At 63.7% G+C, this 20553-nt stretch carries 18 protein-coding genes; all 18 read left to right on the forward strand.

The features are described from left to right. The first annotated feature begins 32 nt into the window (after positions 1–32). The 18 genes from ACUN0E_RS10355 to ACUN0E_RS10440 all read left to right on the forward strand — a co-directional run bounded on the left by ACUN0E_RS10355 (position 33) and on the right by ACUN0E_RS10440 (position 20533). Positions 33–1661 (forward strand): FadD3 family acyl-CoA ligase, encoded by a 1629-nt coding sequence (locus ACUN0E_RS10355; protein WP_408227973.1) that lies wholly within the window; start codon positions 33–35, stop codon positions 1659–1661. A 76-nt stretch (positions 1662–1737) separates the two neighbouring features. Beyond that, entirely contained in the window at positions 1738–2634 is an 897-nt protein-coding gene (locus ACUN0E_RS10360) for a VOC family protein (protein ID WP_408340062.1), read from the forward strand. A gap of 42 nt (positions 2635–2676) precedes the next feature. Next, positions 2677–3561 (forward strand): CoA transferase subunit A, encoded by an 885-nt coding sequence (locus tag ACUN0E_RS10365; protein WP_408508257.1) that lies wholly within the window; start codon positions 2677–2679, stop codon positions 3559–3561. Between the two features lie 10 nt (positions 3562–3571). Then, positions 3572–4369, forward strand: a complete 798-nt coding sequence (locus tag ACUN0E_RS10370) for a CoA-transferase subunit beta (RefSeq protein WP_445566508.1) — start codon at positions 3572–3574, stop codon at positions 4367–4369. Positions 4370–4377: 8 nt separating this feature from the next. Beyond that, a complete protein-coding gene (locus ACUN0E_RS10375) occupies positions 4378–5280 on the forward strand; it encodes an enoyl-CoA hydratase (RefSeq protein ID WP_408227985.1) in 903 nt (300 codons plus the stop codon). After that, on the forward strand, positions 5277–6359 hold the full coding sequence (locus ACUN0E_RS10380) for an NAD(P)H-dependent flavin oxidoreductase (RefSeq protein ID WP_408227988.1): 1083 nt from the start codon (positions 5277–5279) through the stop codon (positions 6357–6359). Before ACUN0E_RS10375 ends, ACUN0E_RS10380 begins: the two co-directional genes overlap by 4 nt. 104 nt (positions 6360–6463) lie before the next feature. Further along, positions 6464–7282, forward strand: coding sequence for an enoyl-CoA hydratase family protein (locus ACUN0E_RS10385; protein WP_408392474.1), 819 nt, complete (start codon positions 6464–6466; stop codon positions 7280–7282). Next, entirely contained in the window at positions 7279–8460 is a 1182-nt protein-coding gene (locus ACUN0E_RS10390; protein ID WP_445566509.1) for an acyl-CoA dehydrogenase family protein, read from the forward strand. The genes ACUN0E_RS10385 and ACUN0E_RS10390 overlap by 4 nt, the downstream gene beginning before the upstream one ends. A gap of 62 nt (positions 8461–8522) precedes the next feature. Next, on the forward strand, positions 8523–9584 hold the full coding sequence (locus ACUN0E_RS10395; protein ID WP_445566510.1) for an acyl-CoA dehydrogenase family protein: 1062 nt from the start codon (positions 8523–8525) through the stop codon (positions 9582–9584). Beyond that, a complete protein-coding gene (locus ACUN0E_RS10400; protein ID WP_445566511.1) occupies positions 9584–10735 on the forward strand; it encodes an acetyl-CoA C-acetyltransferase in 1152 nt (383 codons plus the stop codon). Before ACUN0E_RS10395 ends, ACUN0E_RS10400 begins: the two co-directional genes overlap by 1 nt. A gap of 39 nt (positions 10736–10774) precedes the next feature. Continuing rightward, on the forward strand, positions 10775–11650 hold the full coding sequence (locus ACUN0E_RS10405) for an SDR family oxidoreductase (RefSeq protein WP_445566512.1): 876 nt from the start codon (positions 10775–10777) through the stop codon (positions 11648–11650). 4 nt (positions 11651–11654) lie between these two features. Next, a complete protein-coding gene (locus ACUN0E_RS10410) occupies positions 11655–13004 on the forward strand; it encodes an acyl-CoA dehydrogenase family protein (protein WP_445566513.1) in 1350 nt (449 codons plus the stop codon). Next, positions 13004–14200, forward strand: a complete 1197-nt coding sequence (locus tag ACUN0E_RS10415; RefSeq protein WP_408228009.1) for an acyl-CoA dehydrogenase family protein — start codon at positions 13004–13006, stop codon at positions 14198–14200. The genes ACUN0E_RS10410 and ACUN0E_RS10415 overlap by 1 nt, the downstream gene beginning before the upstream one ends. Beyond that, entirely contained in the window at positions 14197–15000 is an 804-nt protein-coding gene (locus ACUN0E_RS10420) for an SDR family oxidoreductase (protein ID WP_445566514.1), read from the forward strand. Before ACUN0E_RS10415 ends, ACUN0E_RS10420 begins: the two co-directional genes overlap by 4 nt. 11 nt (positions 15001–15011) lie before the next feature. Beyond that, positions 15012–15506, forward strand: coding sequence for a MaoC family dehydratase (locus ACUN0E_RS10425; protein WP_408392459.1), 495 nt, complete (start codon positions 15012–15014; stop codon positions 15504–15506). 40 nt (positions 15507–15546) lie between these two features. Next, entirely contained in the window at positions 15547–16752 is a 1206-nt protein-coding gene (locus tag ACUN0E_RS10430) for an acetyl-CoA C-acyltransferase (RefSeq protein WP_408392456.1), read from the forward strand. Positions 16753–16886: 134 nt separating this feature from the next. Continuing rightward, entirely contained in the window at positions 16887–17909 is a 1023-nt protein-coding gene (locus ACUN0E_RS10435) for a WD40/YVTN/BNR-like repeat-containing protein (protein ID WP_408228021.1), read from the forward strand. Between the two features lie 98 nt (positions 17910–18007). Continuing rightward, the gene (locus ACUN0E_RS10440) at positions 18008–20533 is read left to right on the forward strand and encodes an efflux RND transporter permease subunit (RefSeq protein WP_445566515.1); all 2526 of its coding nucleotides are present in this window, start codon (positions 18008–18010) and stop codon (positions 20531–20533) included. Positions 20534–20553: the final 20 nt, after the last annotated feature.

Consider the following 20553-nt stretch of genomic DNA (forward strand, 5'->3'; position numbering starts at 1 on the left):
GCTTGCCGCGAACCGTATCCATCGAATTCATCATGACGCTCAACCACATCCTGACGACGCCCGCGCTGATCGCGCGCGGCGCCACGCGCTACGGCACGCGCATCGCGATCGAAACAGTCCAGGGCAACCTGAGCTATGCGCAACTGGACGCTGCGCGGATCGAAGCGGCACGCGCGTTGATCAGTTGCGGCATCCAGCCGGGCGAGCGTGTCGCGATCTGGGCGCCGAACATTGCTGAATGGATCGTGGCGGCACTCGCGATTCACAGCGCGGGCGCAGCGCTGGTCCCGATCAATACCCGCATGAAGGGGCTGGAAGCCGCAGCGATTCTCGAGGATAGCGGCGCGCGGCTGCTGTTTTGCTGCGGCACCTTCCTCGGCGATTCGTATCCGGCCATGCTGGCGGCACACCGTCCTGCCACGCTCGAACGGGTGGTGATGTTCGACGGCCCGGCAGCGGAATCGAGCGGCGGCCGTGATGAAACCTGGGACGCGTTCCTGTTGCGCGCGGCTGGCACCTCGATGGAGGCGTTCCGCGCCCGCGAAGCGGCGGTGCGCCCCGATACGCTGATGGACATCATGTTCACGTCCGGCACGACGGGTCGCCCCAAGGGTGTGATGACGACGCACGGTCAGAACCTGCGCGCGGTTCACGATTGGGCGCAGATCGTGACGCTGCGCGAAAGCGACCGTTATCTGATCGTCAATCCGTTCTTCCACGCCTTCGGCTACAAGGCCGGCTGGCTCGCGGCGTTCGCGAGCGGCGCGACCGTGCTGCCGCATCTGGTGTTTAACCCGGAGCGCGTGCTCGAACGCATTGTGCGTGATCGTGTCTCTGTTTTGCCGGGACCGCCGACGCTGTATCACGCGTTGCTCGACATGCCGGATCTGGCCACGCGCGATCTCTCTTCACTGCGAGTCGCGGTGACAGGCGCCGCCGCGATTGCACCGAGTCTGATCGAAAGGATGTGCGCGCAACTGGGTTTCGAAACTGTATTGACGGGCTATGGGCTCACTGAGTCATGCGGTTTTGCCACGCTGTGCCGCAACGGCGACGATGCCGAGACCGTTGCTAATACATCGGGCCGCGCGATGCCCGGGGTGGAGATCCGTATCGCCGACAGCAGCGGCGACGCGGTTGCCACCGGCGAAACAGGGGAAGTCCTGATTCGTGGCTACAACGTGATGCAGGGCTATTTCGGGCAGCAGGACACTACCTTCGACACGATCGACGGCGAAGGCTGGCTGCATACCGGCGACCTCGGCACGCTCGACGAACGCGGCTATCTGCGCATCACTGATCGCATCAAGGACATGTTCATCGTCGGCGGCTTCAACTGCTATCCGGCCGAGATCGAGCGGCTGTTCAACGCGCATCCGGCGGTGGCGCAGGTGGCGCTGGTCGGCGTACCCGACGAGCGGCTCGGCGAAGTAGGGCATGCATATGTGGTGCTGCGTTCGGGCGAGCAGGCGAGCGCGGAAGAACTGATCGACTGGGCCCGCAAGAACATGGCGAACTACAAGGTGCCGCGGCATCTCACGCTGGTCGATCAACTGCCTGTCAGCGCGGCCGGCAAGGTGCTCAAATACCGCTTGCGGGAAGCTGTCGAAAGTGATGCCAAAAACAACGAAAAAACCGCCGAAAACACCGCTGCAAGCTAGTCCCAACAGACGATGTTAGCCGCCCCCGGGACCGCCAGAATAAGCCTGACAACAACAGCTTCTGGAGGAGTCGGAGATGATCGATGTGCGGGCTTTAGGCTACGTCGTCGTGCAGTCGGCAGATGTCGGCACATGGCGCGGCTACACGGAAAACGTGCTGGGCATGCAGGCGCAAGACGCAACAGATGGCGCGCTGTACGTGAAGATGGACGAGCGCGATTTTCGCTACCTGATCGTACCCGGCGACGCCGATCGCTACTTCGCGTCGGGTTGGGAGCTGGCCGACGCGGCCGCGTTCGACGACGCGATCCGCGCCCTTGAGCAGGCCGGTGTGGAAGCGACCCGCGCCAGTGCGCAGGAAACCGCGCTGCGCCGCGTGCAGGCGATGGTGTGGTGCACCGATCCGTCCGGCAACCGGCACGAGTTCTTCTGGGGCGTGCGCACCGATTTCCGGCGCTTCACCTCGCCGCTCGGCGTGTCCGGGTTCGTCACCGGCACGATGGGCCTGGGTCACGCCGTGCTGCCCGCTCCCCAATTCGACGCGACCGACGCATTCCTGCGCGACGTGCTCGGCTTCGAACTCTCCGACATCTTTCGCGTTCGCTTCACCGACGATCCGGCCGAGCCCGAGAAACGCATTCATTTTCTGCACTGCAAGAACGCGCGTCATCACAGCCTCGCGATCATGGACCTCGCGGTGCCGTCCGGCTGCATCCACGTGATGGCTGAGGTGGACTCGATGGACGAAGTGGGCCGCGCGCTCGACCGGGTTGCAGCGCAAAACGTGAAGCTCTCCGCCACGCTTGGCCGTCATTGCAACGACCACATGATCTCGTTCTACATGAAAACGCCGGGCGGCTTCGACCTGGAGTACGGCTATGGCGGCCTGACGGTCGACTGGGCGCAGCACAACGTCTACGAGGCGACGCGCGTGAGCCTGTGGGGTCACGACTTCAGCGTTGGATTTCGCTAGGCCCTAGTCAGCAAACACGCAGGAAACCTGCAGGAATAACGCATGAAACCACTCGATAAAGCACTCAGTGCACGCGATGCCGTCGCGCAACTCGCCGACGGCATGACGATCGGCATCGGCGGCTGGGGTCCACGCCGCAAGCCGATGGCGCTCGTGCGCGAGATTGTCCGCTCGAATCTGAAGGACCTCACTGTGGTCGCCTATGGCGGCCCTGATGTCGGGTTGCTGTGCGCAGCGGGCAAAGTCCGCAAGCTGGTGTTCGGCTTCGTATCGCTCGATGTGATTCCGCTCGAACCGCATTTTCGACGGGCACGTGAAAACGGCACGCTCGACGTATGGGAACTCGACGAAGGCCTGCTGCAACTCGGCCTGCGCGCGGCGGCGGCACGTCTGCCGTTTTTGCCGACGCGCGTCGGCCTGGGCACCGATCTGCTGAAACACGCATCGCATTTGCGCACCGTGCAATCGCCGTATGGCGGTGAAACGCTGCTGGCGATGCCGGCGCTCGAACTCGACGCCGCGCTGCTGCACGTGAACGCTGCGGACAGGATGGGCAATACGCGCATCGACGGTCCGGATCCTTTCTTCGACGCGTGGTTCGCACGCGCGGCGAAGCAGTGCTTTGTCAGCAGCGAGACGCTGGTCGAAACGCTGGCGAGCGAGGACCTCGATCTCGCGCGCCGCAACACCTTCGAACGATCACTCGTAAGCGGCGTGGTTCACGCGCCGTGCGGCGCGCATCCCACTTCATGCGCGCCGGCTTACGGCTGGGATTTGCCGCATCTGAAGACGTATTGCGCGAGCGCGGAAGATCCGCAACAAACAGCCGCTTACCTGAGTGACGTAGTAGGCGCCGACGAACCGGGCTATCTGCAACGCGCAGGTGGGCGGTCCCATGTAGCGGCGTTGCCGTTGCCGATTCTGTAATGGAGCGCACATGAGCGACTCTCTCGATTATTTCCTCGCCGAATTGATGATCGCCGCGGCGGCACGCGTCTGGCGCGACGACGGCGAAGTGCTGGCGACTGGTATCGGCACGGGACCGCGCCTCGCCGCGGGTCTCGCGCGCCTTGCGTACAACGCGGGTCTGATGCTCACCGACGGTGAAGCGTACCTGGTCGAAAGTCCTGTGCCGCTCGGGCCGCGTGAAGCGGGTTATCGCGTGCAGGCGTCCGGCTTGATGACCTATGAGCGTGTGTTCGATTGCGTGTGGCACGGCAAACGCCACGCGCTGGTGATGCCCACGCAGATCGATCGCTTCGGCCAGGCCAACATCTCCTGGCTCGGTGACGACTATGCCCGCCCGAAAACGCAATTGCTCGGTGCGCGCGGTTTTCCAGGCAACAGCATCAATCACGCGAATTCGTTTTTCGTCTCCGGCCACGGCAAGCGCACATTCGTTGCCGGTGAAGTCGACATGGTGTGCAGCGTGGGCTACAACCCGGCGCGCGAAATCCCCGGCATGCGTGCGTTCACCGATCTGCGCAGCGTGATTACCGATTTGTGCGTGATGGACTTCGGCGGTGCGAATCACGCGGTCCAGGTGCGTTCGCTGCATCCCGGTGTGAGTTTCGACGAAGTGCAGGACGCGACCGGTTTCGAACTGCGCGCGCATACCGACATGCATGTGACACCGCCGCCAGGCGCCGACGATCTGCGCATTGTGCGCGCGCTCGATCCGCACAACCTGCGTGCGAGCGTCGTGCGCAATAACCCCGCGCCGCGTCGCGTGTGAGGGACATCATGCAAGCCACCCACGACATCCACGAAAGCGTTGTCGAGTATCGTGTGAGCGACGGCATCGCCACGCTTACGATGAATCGCCCCGAGTATCACAACGCGCAGAACTCGAAGATGACGTATGCGCTCGACGCCGCGTTCAAGCGTGCGTCGAACGACGATGCGGTGAAAGTCATCGTCCTCACCGGCGCGGGCAAGCATTTCTCCGCGGGCCACGACATCGGCACGCCGGGACGCGACATCGATCAGTCGTTCGAGCGTACTTCGCTCTGGTACGACCATGTTGGCAAGGAAGGCGGCGAGTTTCTGTACGCTCGCGAGCAGGAGGTCTATCTCGGCATGTGCCGACGCTGGCGCGATCTGCCCAAGCCGACCATTGCGATGGTGCAGGGCGCGTGTGTCGCGGGCGGCCTGATGTTGGCGTGGGTGTGCGACCTGATCGTCGCCTCGGACGACGCATTCTTCTCCGATCCGGTAGTGCGCATGGGTATCCCGGGCGTCGAATATTTCGCGCATGCCTATGAATTGAATCCACGTATCGCCAAGGAGTTTCTGTTTCTCGGCGAGCGCATGGATGCGGCGCGCGCGTATCAGATGGGCATGGTCAATCGAGTCGTGCCACGCGAGCGCTTGCAGGACACCACGACGGAAATCGCCGCGAAGATCGCGCGCATGCCGCGACTCGGGTTGACGCTGACCAAGCAGGCCGTGAACCACGTCGAAGAATTGCAAGGCAAGCGCGCGGCGATGGATGCGGCGTTTGCATGGCATCACTTCGCGCATGCGCACAACGAACTGGTGAGCGGCGACAAGCTGGGTGGTTATGACGCCCGCAAGATGGCCGAGTCGCAGCGACCGGGCCCCGCTGCCGTCAGCGATGCAAAGGCCGACGGAGAAGCCGCATGAGCGCAACCTTGCATACGCCCTTGTGCGATCTGCTCGGTTGCCGCTATCCGATTGTGCAGACGGCCATGGGTTGGGTCGCCGATGCCAGGCTCGTCGCCGCGACCTGTAATGCGGGCGGCTTCGGCTTTCTCGCCGGCGCGACGCTCGAAGCCGACCGCGTGGAAGCGGAGATCCTGCGCGTAAAGGAGCTGACGGACAAGCCATTCGGCATCAACTTCCATATGTTTCAGCCGAATGCGGCGCAGGTGGTCGATCTGGCGATCAAGCACCGGCTGCGTGCGGTTAGCTACGGTCGTGGACCTGACGCTAAGACGATCCGCCGCTTCAAAGACGCTGGCGTGATGTGTATTCCCACCGTGGGCGCACCGAAACACGCGGCCAAAGCGGTCGAACTGGGTGCCGATGCGGTCACGGTGCAAGGCGCTGAAGGCGGCGGCCATACCGGCTCGATGCCGACCACGCTGTTGCTGCCTAAAGTGCTGGACGCAGTGAACGTGCCGGTGATCGCAGCAGGCGGCTTCTTCGACGGACGCGGTCTCGCGGCGGCACTCGGCTACGGCGCGGCAGGCATTGCAATGGGCACGCGCTTTCTGATGGCAGCCGAGTCGCCGGTGCCGCGCGCGACCCTCGATCGCTACGTCGCCGTGGCCGATCCTTCGCAAATTCGCGTGTCCGCAGCACTGGACGGCTTGCCGCAACGAATGATCGACAACCCTTATCTGCTTCGCCTTGAAGCATTCGGCCCGTTGCGTCGCACGCTATTCGCGTTGCGCACGGCTGAAGCGTGGCGCCGTCAGAGCGGCATGAGCCTGAGCCAGATGGCGGCGCTCGGCTTCAAGGCACTACGCGATCACAGCTACACCGCGAGCCAGACGTTGATGGCGGCGAACGCACCGTTTCTGATCCAGCGTGCGATCGTCGACGGGAATCCAGACGAGGGCGTATTGCCGAGCGGCCAGGTCGCTGCGGTGATCGGCGCGATCGAGCCGTGCGAGACCTTGATCGCGCGCATCGTCGACGAAGCCGTGGCGAGGCTCGACGCGCTGGCGGCGATGCGCGGCGCGCCGGTTCACGTGTGAATCGACCCATGACGGGACACACGATCCAACGTATGCACCGCCGTTGCGCTACGCCATGCGTGACCTCATAAAGCAAATCTACATCATTCACCAGGGACGGAGACATGACAGAACCTATCAATAGCGTCCGCTCGCTGCCGTTCAGAATAGAACGCGAGGGCGGCATCGGCGAACTGGTGATCGACCAGCCGCCGGTCAACGCGCTCGATGCAAGCGGATGGCAAGTGCTGGCCGACGCAATCGACGCACTCGGCCGCGATGACAGCGTGCACGTGATCGTGCTGCGCGGCGCAGGCCGCGGTTTTTGCGCGGGTGTCGATATCAAGGAACTGGCGGCACATCCCGAGCGGATCATCGCAGTCAACGCCGGAAATTACGCGACCTTTCGCGCCGTACACCGCAATCCGAAGCCGGTGATCGTCGCGGTGCATGGTTTCGTGCTGGGTGGTGGCATCGGCATTTGCGGTGCGGCGGACGTGATTGTCGCGTCCGACTGTGCGCGTTTCGGCGTACCCGAAATCGACCGCGGTGCGATGGGGGGCGGCGCGCATCTGCAGCGCATGTTCGGCGTGCAGAAAGTGCGTGCCATGTATTTCACGGGCGATATGGTCGACGCCGCTGAAGCTTACCGGCTCGGCGCGGTCGAGCGCGTGGTGCCGCGCGAACAACTGCGCGAGGCGGCGTTCGAGATTGCCCGCAAGATCGCCGCGAAAAGCCCCGCGATGCTGCAACTCGCGAAAGAAGCGTTAAACGGTGTCGAAGACGGCGACCTCGAAGACAAATACCGCTGGGAGCAGGGCTTTACATTGCAGGCGTATATGACGAACGATTCGGCGGAAGCGCGCTCGGCCTTCGTCGAAAAACGCGACGCGCAGTTCAATGGTGCCAATGAGGCCGAACGCAAAGCCGGAGCGCGCGCATGAGGCTCGACTACACGCCCGCGCAACGCGCGTTCCGCGCCGAGATTCGCAGCTGGCTCGCGGCCCACGTGCCGCGCGAACCGCTGCCGAGCTTCGACACCGAAGCAGGTTTTGCCGCGCATCGGGAATGGGAGCGCACGTTGCATTCGGGCCGCTGGAGCATGGTGACGTGGCCGCGTGAACTGGGCGGCCGCGGCTGCGATCTGATCGAGTGGCTGATCTTCGAAGAAGAATACTGGCGCGCCGATGCACCGATGCGCGTCAATCAGAACGGCATCTTCCTGCTCGGCCCGACCTTGATGGACTTCGGCACGGAAGAGCAAAAGGCCCGCTTCTTGCCCGCGATGGCGGCGGGCGAACACGTATGGGCGCAAGGCTGGTCCGAGCCCAACGCGGGCTCCGACATGGCCGCGATCCGCGCGAGTGCTATTCGTACTGACGGCGGTACCGGCGGCGAGTACATCCTGAACGGCCAGAAGATCTGGTCGACCCGCGCGGTGTGGGCCGACTGGCTGTTTGGCCTGTTTCGCAGCGATCCGCAATCCACGCGCCACCACGGGCTGACCTTCCTGATGGTGCCGCTTTCAACACCGGGCATTACCGTGCGGCCGATTCGTCAATTGAACGGCCAAACCGGTTTCGCTGAGATTTTCTTCGACGACGTGCGCGTGCCGGTCGAGAATCGTCTCGCCGGTGAGGGCATGGGCTGGCAGGTCGCCATGGCAACCGCCGGGTTCGAACGCGGCTTGATGCTGCGCTCGCCCGCGCGTTTTCAACGAACCGCCGAAGCGTTGCGCGCGCTCTATCTGGCGCACCGCGCGGAGGCTGACCGCGATCCGACCTTGCGCGACAGGGTAATCAGCGCCTGGATGGACGCGCAGGCCTACGCGCTCTCCACCTACGCCACCGCGGGCCGTTTGCAGAAGGGCGGCCACATCGGTGCGGAGTCGAGTACCAACAAGGTGTTCTGGTCCGAACTCGATCTGCGCATGCACCAGACCGCGCTCGATATTCTCGGCGCGCGGGCCGAGGTCGTGCCGCAAACGCACGAGCAACACGCGGCGCTTGGCACCTGGCTCGACGGTTTCCTGTTCGCGCAGGCCGGGCCGATCTATGCGGGCACCAACGAGATCCAGCGCAACATCATCGCGGAACGGATGTTGGGGATGCCGCGCTCATGATGCCGGTGCTGCAACCAGCATGCACTCTGCATTCAGACGCTTAAAGGATTGAGCGAGGAACTATGGATTTCGTATTCAACGAAGATCAGGAAGCGTTGGCGAGCAGCGTCAAGCGCTTTCTGATGACGGAGATGACGCCGGAGCTGATCCGCGAGTTGTGGAACACGCCCACGGGCCGCTCAGAGCGCATGTGGGACCTGTTCGCCTCGCAAGGGCTGACAGCCGTGTCGGTGCCGGAAAGTCATGACGGGTTGGGGCTGGGCGTTGTGGAGTGGGCGTTGCTCGCGCAGACCTATGGTTATTTCGCGGGACCTGAGCCGTTACTCGATACGGCGCTCGTGGCCGTCGGCGTGCTGGAAGGTCTGCCCGCCAGCGTGCAACGCGACGCGCTGTTGCGCGATATTGCAGCGGGTATGGCGCGCGTGGCGATTGCGCATCCGGTGAATCCGTATGTCAGCGATGCGCACGTCGCACAGGTTCTGTTATGCGAGCGGGAGGGTGAATTGCATTGGCTCGCGCCCGACGCTTGCCGATTGAACGCGGTGGAAAGCATCGACCCTTCGCGCCGGCTGTTCGAGCTCGATTGGCAGGCGAGCGCGAGCACACGAGTGGCAACGGCAGCCGAGGCGCAACCGTTGCTGGCGCGCGCACTCGACCAGGGCGCGTTCGCCGTCGCGGCGCAATTGCTCGGCCTCACGCAACGCGTGCTCGACGTTGCAATCGACTACAGCGCGCAACGCAAGCAGTTCGGCAAGCCGATCGGCTCGTATCAGGCGCTGAAGCATCTGCTCGCTGACGTTGCGATCCGTTATGAGTTCGCACGGCCGGTGGTGTATCGGGCTGCCTGCGCGATCGCGGACAACGACCCGAACCGCGCGCTGTATGTTTCCCACGCAAAGCTCGCTGCTACCGCCGCGGCGCAGCTCGCCGCGCGCCATGCAATGCAGGTGCACGGCGCGATTGGCTACACCTGGGAGCTTGACCTGCAGATCTTCATGAAACGCATCTGGGCGCTCTCCGGCAGTTGGGGCGACACGACGTTTCACAAGGCCCGCGTGGCCGACGCGCTGATCGAGTCATGTGCTCCGATTGGACCGGCCCGTACTTTCGAACTGGAATCGTGATGAAACAGGCTTATATCGTCGATGCGTTGCGCACGCCGACCGGCCGTCGCAAAGGCGGACTCGCGCAGGTGCATGCCGCGGATCTCGGCGGCTTCGTGCTGAAGGAACTGGTCGCCCGTAATGGCATTCCCGCCGATGAATACGACGACGTGGTGTTCGGCTGTGTCGATACGATCGGCCCGCTGGCCGGCAATATCGCACGCACCTGCTGGCTCGCTGCCGGTTTGCCGCTGACCGTGCCCGGCGTCACGATAGACCGGCAATGCGGTTCCTCGCAGCAGGCCGTGCACTTTGCCGCGCAGGCCGTGATGAGCGGCACGCAGGATGTGGTGGTCGCGGGTGGCGTGCAGACCATGACGCAGATTCCGATTTCGTCGGCGATGACGGCGGCCGAGCCGCTTGGTTTCACCGATCCGTTCTCGGGCAGTATTGGCTGGCGCGCGCGTTTTGGCGACGCACCGGTCTCGCAGTTCCATGCGGCGCAGCGAATCGCCGATCACTGGAACCTGTCGCGTGAAACGATGGAGCGGTACGCGCTGGAGAGTCACCGGCGCGCGCTGGCGGCAATCGAAGGTGGCCACTTCAAGCGCGAAATCGTGCCGGTCGCCGGTGTCGTACACGACGAGACACCGCGCAAGGACACCACGCTCGCCAAGATGGCTTCGCTTCAACCGCTGATGCCCGGTGGCGCGCTAACGGCGGCTGTCTCGAGCCAGACCTGTGACGCGGCAGCGGCGCTGCTGATCGTTTCCGAAGAGGCGCTCAAGCGTTACGGCCTCACGCCGCGTGCCCGCATCCATCACCTGAGCGTGCTCGGCGACGATCCGCTATGGATGCTCACCGCGCCGATTCCGGCGACGCGTCACGCGTTGAAGAAGGCCGGCCTCTCGCTGGAGGACATCGACGTGGTGGAACTGAACGAAGCGTTTGCCTCGGTGGCGCTCGCGTGGCTTGCCGAACTGCGCTATCCGCACGAGAAGACCAATCCGAACGGCGGCGCGATCGCGCTTGGTCATCCGCTGGGAGCAACCGGCGCACGGTTGATGACGAGCCTGCTGCACGAGCTTGAACGCACGCAAGGCCGCTACGGCTTGCAAACGATGTGCGAGGGCGGCGGTCTTGCCAACGTCACGATCATCGAGCGCCTTTAAATGCGTCACTGAACGCATCACTGTCTACGAGGATCAAGCATGGGAATCTGCAACGACCGCACCGTGATCATCACCGGTGCGGGTGGAGGATTGGGCCGCGAATACGCGCTGGCGTTTGCGGCAGAGGGTGCGGCGGTGGTAGTCAACGATATTCGTCAGGAGGCCGCGCAAGCCGTCTGCGACGAGATCGTTCGAGCTGGCGGCCGGGCACTTGCGAATGCCGACGACATCACGCGTATCGACACCGCGCAACGCATCATCGACGCCACGCGTGAGGCGTTCGGCGAGATTCACGTGCTGGTGAACAACGCGGGCATTTGCCGCGATCGGATGTTCACCAGCATGACCGAAGCCGATTGGGACGACGTGATGCGGGTGCATTTGCGCGGGCATTTCTGTCTGTCGCAACTGTTGACGCGCGAGTGGCGCGACGCGTCGAAGGCCGGGCGAGAGGTGGATGCGCGCATCGTCAATACGAGTTCGGGCGCGGGTCTGCAAGGTTCGATCGGTCAGGCGAACTATGGCGCGGCCAAGGCGGCAATTGCGGCATTGACGTTGATGCAGGCTGCGGAGTTGCAACGTTACGGTGTACGAGTGAACGCGTTGGCCCCGGCGGCGCGCACGTCGATGACCGAAGGCGTGTTCGCCGAGATGATGCAAAAGCCCGCCGACGGCTTCGATTACTTCGATCCGGCCAACGTCGCGCCGCTGGTTGTCTGGCTCGGCAGTGCGCAATCGCGCGAGGTCAACGGTCAGGTGTTCGAAGCGGCGGGCGGCATGATCGCGGTCGCCGAAGGCTGGCACACAGGGCCGCGCATCGACAATGGCGCGCGCTGGCATGTTGCTGACGTTGGCGGCGCGGTGGCGGCGCTGGTCGCTCAACGTAGGCCGGCGCAGCAAGTCTACGGAAGCTGAAGCGATGAACCTCGCTCTCTCCGAAGAACAAACCATGATCCGCGATTCGGCGGCCGAGGTGCTGGCCGAGCGCAGCGCCTCGGCGGCGGTGCGGCAGGCGATCGAACACAGCGCGGGCCGCGACGAGGGGCTGTGGCAGACGCTCGCAAGCGAGCTCGGCTGGTGCGCGCTGACCGTGCCGGAAGCGGTGGGCGGCGCGGGTCTGGGCGCGATGGAACTGGTGTTGCTGATGGAGCAGATGGGGCGGCGCCTTGCCTGCGTGCCTTACTTCGGCACGGTATGCCTGGCGGCGACGGCGTTGGCGCAGTGCGAATCAGCCGCGGCTCGTGAATGGCTCTCGCGGATCGCGAGCGGCGACGTGAGTGCGACGCTTGCGTTGCAAGCAGGCGCTGGCTTCGAGGCAGGAACGGCTTCTGCGTACGCAGCGACTGGCGTCGATGGGCGCACAGCCTCGGCGTACGCTGCGCCTGGCGCTCATGCGCCGGTGGTTTCGGTGTATGCGGAAGAGACGGCTGACGGTTACCGTCTTTCGGGAACCTTGGCACAGGTTGTTGACGGAGCGAGTGCCGGACTGTTGCTGGCGCCCGCTTTGATCGCGAACGAAGCGCAAACCATCGCGCTGTTCGAATTGAACTGCGCTGATCTTGTCGGCCTCACTCGCACGCCACTCGTCACACTCGATGCGACGCGTCCGTTGGCGCATATCGAGTTGAATGCGGTCGATGTGCCGCGTAACGCGCTGCTGGCGTGTGGTCGCGAGGCGCAACGCGCGTTCTCGGTCACCGCGTGGTTTGCGGCGCTGGCACTGGCCGCCGAACAGATCGGTGGCGCGCAGCAATGCCTCGACCTCACGCTTTCCTATACGGCAGAGCGCGTGCAATTCGGCCGTGCGATCGCGTCGTTTCAGGCGGTCAAACATCGCTGCGCGCAGATGATGGTCGAAATCGAGGCGGCCCGTTCGGCCGTGCTCGGCGCGGCGCAGGCGTGGGATCAAGCTGGGGATCAAGCGCGAACTCAGGTGCCGGACGCTATGCGCGCTCAGGCAGGCGCTTCGTTACCACCGGATGTGCTTGCCGATATCGCCACAGCAAAAGCCACCGCTAACGATGCATTCCGCTTCTGCGCTCAGGAAGCGATCCAGTTGCACGGCGGCGTCGGCTTCACCTGGGAATACGACCCTCAACTGTATTTCAAACGCGCGCAGGCTTGCAGTGCGCAATTCGGCACGACCGCGCAGATGCTGTCGTTCATCGCTGAGCAGGTGATCGACCGCGGCGAGGCTTCGAGCGCAGTGCGGCCTGTGCCATTCAATCATGCCGATCACGCGCAAGCCGTCCTCGCGGGAGTGCTCTGATGAACAGCGAAACGCAACAGCAACACTTGCGCGTGGAAGTTGCCGACTGGATGAGCACGCATCTGCGCGGCGAGTTCGCCTGCCTGCAATACCGCGGCGGTCCCGGCGACGAAGAAGCGTATCCGGCGCTGCGAAAAAAATGGGAACGTGAACTGGCAAGCGGCGGCTGGACCGGTCTGGGCTGGTCCGCCGAACACGGCGGCCGGGCGATGTCCGTCGCCGACCAGGTGATTTTTCACGAGGAGTACGCACGCGCCGGTGGTCCAGGACGCATGGGGCATATCGGTGAAGGATTGCTCGGGCCCACCTTGATTGCGTGCGGCACCGACGATCAGCGTACGCGTTTTCTGCCAGGCATCCTGAACGGCACGCAGTTCTGGTGCCAGGGCTATTCGGAGCCGGGTGCGGGTTCAGATCTCGCGAACGTCCGTACGCGTGCAGTCCGTGACGAAAACGGCAATTGGCGCGTGCATGGCCAGAAAGTCTGGACGTCGCTCGCGCACGATTCCGACTGGATCTTTGTGATCGCGCGCACCGATCCGGAATCGCGCGGCAATCGCGGGCTTTCGTTTCTGTTGATGCCACTCGATCAACCCGGCGTCGAGATTCGCCCGATCAAACAATTGAACGGCGGCGCCGAATTCAACGAGGTGTTCTTCGACGGCGCACTTGCCGCAGCAGAAGATCTGGTCGGCGAACCCGGCGATGGCTGGCGCATCGCGATGACTTTGCTCGGTTTCGAGCGCGGCATGTCCACGCTCGGTCAGCAGATGCAGTTCATTCGCGAACTCGATTGGGTGGTCGACGCAGCGCATGAAGCGGGTGTCGCGAACGACCCGCTGATTCGTCAACGGATCGCGCGAGCGTGGGCCGGCTTACGCGTGATGCGTTACAACGCGCTGCGCATGCTGGCCGGCGCGGGTGCCGATGAAGGCGGCAATGCGTTGGGCCGTGAAGCGCTGATCTACAAATACTACTGGTCGAACTGGCATCGCGAGCTCGGCCAACTGGCGATGGATGTGCTTGGGCCCGACGCCAATCTGATCGACAGCGACGATGCAAAGCGAACCCGCCTGCAAGGCGTGTTCCTCTTCTCGCGCGCTGACACGATCTACGCGGGCACCAACGAAATTCAATTGAACATCATGGCCGAGCGCGGACTCGGCATGCCAAGAGAACCCCGAGGAACCCTATGAACGAGTCTCAAACGGTGCGGACCGCACCTGCCTATGTGCCGGGCCATCAACTGCTGGCGGGCAAATCCGTGCTGATTACGGCGGCCGCCGGTGTGGGCATCGGCTTTGCCGCCGCCAAACGCTGCGCCGAAGAAGGCTGCCGCGCGCTCTTCATCTCCGACATTCACGAGAGGCGCCTCGCGCAAGCGGTCGAGACCTTGCGCGCCGAAACGGGTTTGCAGGCGATCTACGGGCGTTTGTGCAACGTCTCGGTGGAAGAAGACGTACGTGCGCTGGTGGCCGATGCCGAAGACAGGATGCAAGGCGTCGACGTGCTGATCAACAACGCCGGCCTTGGCGGCGCGCGTCGCATCGTCGAAATGGACGATGCCGAATGGTCGCGGGTGATCGACATTAGCCTCACTGGCACCTTCCGCATGACACGCGCGATCTTGCCGCATATGCAGCAGCGTGGCCGTGGCGTGATCGTGAATAACGCGTCGGTGCTCGGCTGGCGTGCGCAGGCAGAACAGGCGCACTACGCGGCAGCGAAGGCCGGGGTGATGGCCCTGACGCGCTGCGCCGCACTCGAAGCTGCGCCGTACGGCGTGCGCATCAACGCGGTGGCACCGAGTATTGCACTGCACGATTTTCTGAAGAAGTCGGCTTCGGCCGATCTGCTCGATCAACTGGCGTCGCGTGAAGCATTCGGACGCGCCGCGGAAGTGTGGGAGGTGGCGAACGTGATGGTCTTTCTGGCAAGCGACTACGCGTCATATATGACCGGCGAAGTGCTGTCGGTCAGCAGTCAGCACGCGTGATGGATAGCAATATGGCTAACCTGCGGGCTGAAGTGTGCGGCAACCCGCAACCGGTTCGTGTGTTCGCTCATCCGGACGAACTGGTGGCAGCGGTCGGCGAACGGCTCGGCGAAAGCGCGTGGATGCAGGTCGAGCAGGCGCGCATCGCACTGTTCGCGGACGCCACGCTCGATCATCAATGGGTTCATGTCGATGCTGAACGCGCGCGGCTTGGTCCGTTTGGCGGATGCATCGCTCATGGCTTCCTGACGCTCTCGCTCGTCAATTTCTTTTTGCCGCAGATCGTACGTATCGACGGTGCGCGGCTCGGTGTCAACTACGGCTGCGACAAGATCCGTTTCCCCGCACCCGTGCGAGCCGGTGCACGCGTTCGCGGCGTCGGCCAACTGCTGCGCGCTGAAGCGATAGAAGGCGGCGTGCAGGCCTGGATTCGCGTGACCGTGGAAATCGACGGCGAGACTAAACCCGGGTGCGTGGCCGACACCATCAGCCGCTATTACCTGTAGAAACCCGAAGAACCCTGTAGAACCCGTAGAGGAATAGTTCATGAACGAAGCGGTCATCGTCTCGGTTGCACGTACACCGATCGGCAAGGCATTTCGCGGTGTATTCAACGACACCGAAGCGCCCGCACTCGGCGGCCACGTGGTGCGGTCTGCTATCGAGCGCGCACAACTCGACCCCGCCGATATCGACGACGTGCTGATGGGCTGCGCCGCGCAACAGGGCACCCAGGGCTACAACATCGGCCGGCTCTCGGCGGCTGCGGCGGGTTTGCCGGCTTCGGTGCCGGGTATGGCGATGGACCGGATGTGTTCGTCGGGTTTGATGACGATCGCGACGGCCGCACAGAACATCTTGTGCGGCGACGCACGGATCGTGGTAGCGGGCGGCGTCGAGTCGATCACGCTCACGCAGAATAAACACAAGAATACGTACCGTGCACGTTCGGACGCGGTGCTCGCGCATCAGCCGGCTGCATACATGGCGATGATCGAAACGGCGGAAATCGTGTCGCGCCGTTATGGCATCTCGCGTGAGGCGCAGGATGAATACGCGCTGACGAGCCAGCAGCGTACCGCGGCGGCGCAAGCAGCGGGCCGTTTCGACGAAGAGATCGTGCCGTTCGAGGCGCAGCGCGCGTTGTTCGACAAGGAAGGTAAGCAGGTTGGCAGCGAAAGCGTGCAGGCCACACGTGATGAATGCAATCGCGCCGATACGAGCGCGGCAAGTCTTGCGGCGCTGAAGCCGGTCTGGAGCGGCGGCGAAGCGGTCGCACAGGGTGAATTCATTACTGCTGGCAATGCGTCGCAACTGTCCGATGGAGCGGCGGCGGTGGTCGTGATGAGCGCAGCGGAGGCGAAGCAGCGAGGATTGAAGCCGCTCGGCATCTACCGCGGAATGGCGGTGGCGGGGTGTGAAGCCGACGAGATGGGCATCGGTCCGGCGCTCGCGGTGCCGAAACTGCTGGCGCGTCATCGGCTGACGATGAACGACATCGGCCTGTGGGAGATGAACGAGGCGTTCGCGTGTCAGGTCATTTACTGCCGCGATCAACTGCATATTCCTGCCGACCGTCTGAACGTGAATGGCGGCGCGATCTCGGTCGGCCATCCGTTCGGCATGTCCGGCACTCGCATGACGATGCATGGGTTGCTCGAAGCGCGGCGGCGCGGCGTGCGCTATGTCGTCGTGACGATGTGCGTCGGCGGCGGGATGGGCGCCGCGGCACTCTTCGAAACAGCGGCGTAGACCGTGCTCGGAGCTTTGCATGGGACCAGAGTAGTGCGCTGAAGCGCCAACAGCTTTGCATGGGATCGGAGTAAGTGCTTTGCATGGGCTAAAGCGCCAACTCCGATCGACATCTGGTCGACAGGAGACAAAAAATGAAATCGACAATACCTGGTTTACTGCTTTCGGCGGCGGTGCTGGGCGCGGCGCTGTTTGCGTTTTCGCCTCGGCCGGTGCCGGCTTTCGCGGCTACGACCATTCAGGCCGATCGCCTGCAGATCAACGGACTCGCCAGAGCAGGCACGCGCCTCGTCGCGGTGGGCGAGCGCGGCGTGATCCTCTTGAGCGACGATGCGGGCGCGTCCTGGCGGCGCGCCGCTGTGACGTCCGACGAAGCGTCGGCGCTTACGCAAGTGTTCTTCATCTCGCCGCGTATCGGCATTGCGGTGGGACACGACGGCTGGATCGTGCGTACCGTCGATGGCGGCACACACTGGAGCGAAGTGCGCTTCGATCGCAAGCATTCGGACCCGCTGCTGTCCGTGTGGGGCAATGCGGGCGGACTGGTATTTGCCAGCGGGAGCTTCGGCCAGTTGTTTGTCTCGCACGATGCAGGCGCCACCTGGGCTCAACAGAAAACGCCCGCCGACGATCGTCACCTGAATGCGATTACCGGCGATTCCAGCGGCCGTCTGATGATCGCCGGCGAAACGGGCACGCTGCTGCGCTCAACCGATAACGGCGCGAGCTGGGAGAAGCGGCCCGTGCCTTATCAGGGCTCGCTATTCGGCGTGCTGAAGCTGGCTGATGGCGACTGGCTCGCGTACGGCATGCGTGGCAACGTGCTGCGCAGCACCGATCAGGGCGACACGTGGACACATATCGATAGTCGCGTCGGCACCTCGTACTTCGGCGCGGTGCAACTCGCCGACGGCGAACTGGTGCTGGTCGGCCAGGGCGGCGCGATCGTCACCTCGCGCGATAACGGACAGAGTTTCGCGATACGCAAGGTGGGTGGCGTGCAGAGCCTCGCTGCCGTGGTCGACGCCGGGCATGGCGAGCTTGCATTGGGCGGGGAAGCCGGCGTGGCCTTGCTGCCGGTGTCGCCCGCAGTCCGGTCGCCGCTTGCGTCACCGCTCGGGTCCCCGCTTGTGCCGCCCAGCGCGTCACCTTCCTGAACGCGCGGCTTCGTTCGCCGAAACTCCATAGCGCGCTCGCCGGCCACTGACTCGCCACGCCCGCCGCGCTTCCCGTTTGCCTTGCCGTGAGACGCATCATGAACGCATCGTCCCGTCCTTCTTCGTCCCGCCTTTCGCGTTTTGTCGAGCGTTGCGCCGACGCTATCATGCGACACCGGCGCATCCTGCTGACGCTATGTCTCGCGTTGACGGTCGCGCTGGGCTGTTCCGCGACGCGCCTGCGCCTCGATCCCGGGTTCAACAAGATGATCCCGATGCAGCATCCGTACATGCAGGTGTTCAACCGCTATGCGAGTGCCTTTCCGGGCGCAAATACGATTCTCGCGAGTCTGCGCTGGAAGGGTCACGGCGACATCTACAACCAGGCGTTCATGGACGACCTGCGTCACGCAACCGATGACGTGTTCTTCATTCCCGGCGTGAACCGCTCGCGCGTGTTCTCGCTTTTCACACCGAACGTGCGCTATACGGAGGTCACCGAAGCGGGCTTTCGCGGCGACGTCGTGGTGCCCGGCCAGTTCAGCAGCGCGAATCCCGACGACCTCGCCAAAGTGCGCCGCAACGTGGCGCGTTCCGGGCAGATCGGCAGGCTGGTCGGCAACGACCTGCATTCTGCGCTGATCCGTGCGGAATTGCGCGAGACGGATCCTGTCACCGGCAAGCACCTGGACTACAGCGCGGTGGCGCGGCAACTCGAACAGATCCGCGCGCGCTATTCGAATCAGGATGTCGAGGTCGACATCATCGGCTTTGCGAAACTGGTAGGGGATGTGGAGGCGGGGATCAGTGGCGTGATCGGTTTTTTCGCGCTCGCGTTTCTGATTACCGCGGCGTTGCTGTTTGCGTACACACGCTCGGCGAAGACCACGGTGCTCGCGCTGTTTGTCGCGTTGCTGCCGGTGGTCTGGTTGCTGGGTGCGTTGCCGGTGCTGGGTCTCGGCATTGATCCGATGTCGATCCTCGTGCCGTTCCTGATCTTTTCGATCGGCGTCTCGCATGCCGTGCAGATGACGAATGCGTGGAAGCAGGCACTGGTCGCCGGCATGTCCTCGACCGATGCGGCACGCGACGCGTTTCGCAAGCTGTTCGTGCCAGGCACGGTGGCCTTGCTAACGAATGCGCTCGGCTTCATGGTGATCATGCGCATCCAGATCGAAATCGTGCGTGAGCTGGGTGTCACGGCGTGCCTCGGTGTGCTGCTGATGATCGTCACCAACAAGGTGTTTCTGCCGATCCTGCTGTCATACACGCGGCTGGAAGCAGGCACTCTGGCGCGTGCACAAAGCCGTGCGGCGCAAGGCGGCAGCCGCCTGTGGACGCGCTTCGCAACGTTCGCGCGACCCGTGCCGGCGCTTGGCGTATTCGCCGTCGCGTTGCTGCTGCTCGCGTTCGGCGCGAAAGAGTCGCGCAATCTGCAGATCGGCGACATCGGGGCTGGGGCGCCCGAGTTGCGCAGCACGTCGCGTTACAACCTCGATAACGCGCGAATCACGAGCCAGTACAACATTGGCGTCGATGCGCTCGCGGTGATCGTCGAGACAACCGGTTTTGATGACGCCTGTCTGCATTACCCGGTCATGAGCGCGATCGAGCGCTTCGAGATGGAAATGCGCGGGGTGGCGGGCGTGCAGTCGGTGGTGAGCGTGCCATCGCTCGCGAAAATCTCGATTGCCGCCTTCAACGAAGGCAATCCGCGTTGGGGCGCACTGCCGCGTTCGAGTGATGGGCTCACGCAAGGCGCGAGTGCGTTCGATCCGGACAACGGCATGAACACCGAGAACTGCCAGGCGATTCAGGTCTTGATCTACACCACAGACCATGAGGGCAAGACGATCGCGCATATCGTCGATGAAATCAAACGGCTGGCGGCGGAAGATCACACGCCGAATATTGCGTTCCGGCTCGCCGGCGGCAATGTCGGCGTGATGGCGGCCACCAACGAAGCGGTCGGCGATGCCGAAGTGGCGATGCTGCTGTCGATTTTCGGCGCGATCGCATTGCTGTGCTTCGTGACCTTCCGTTCGTGGCGTGCTGTGTTGTGCATCGTCGTGCCGCTGACGGTGGTGTCGATTTTGTGCAACGCGGTGATGGCGTGGCTCGGCATCGGCCTGAAGGTTGCCACGTTGCCGGTGATTACGCTGGGCGTGGGGGTAGGGGTCGACTACGGCATCTATCTGTACGAACGACTGCAGCATGAGGTGCGCGCCGGCGCCACCTTGTCCGATGCGTTCGCGGCGGCGATGCGTCAACGCGGCACCGCGGCCTTGTTTACCGCGGTGACGATGTTCATCGGCGTGGGAACGTGGGCATTTTCTGCGCTCAAGTTCCAGGTGGATATGGGTGTGCTGCTTGCCTTCATGTTCCTCGTCAATCTGTTCGGCGCGGTGTTTCTGTTGCCGGCGCTGGCGGCATGGCTTGGCGTCGAGCGGGCGGAGCGGCGTGCTGCGCCGAACGTGGCTGTTGGGAGCGTACTGAATGCAGCGGAGTCGGCGAACGCCGCAAGTGCTGCGAATGCCGCAAGTGCCACGAATACCGCAAACATCGCAAACACCGCCAATGTCGCAAACGCCGCCAATGTCGCGAACGCAGAGGGAATCCGATGAATGTGCCCACAGCGCCTGGT

This window comes from Paraburkholderia sp. D1E (assembly GCF_052682275.1).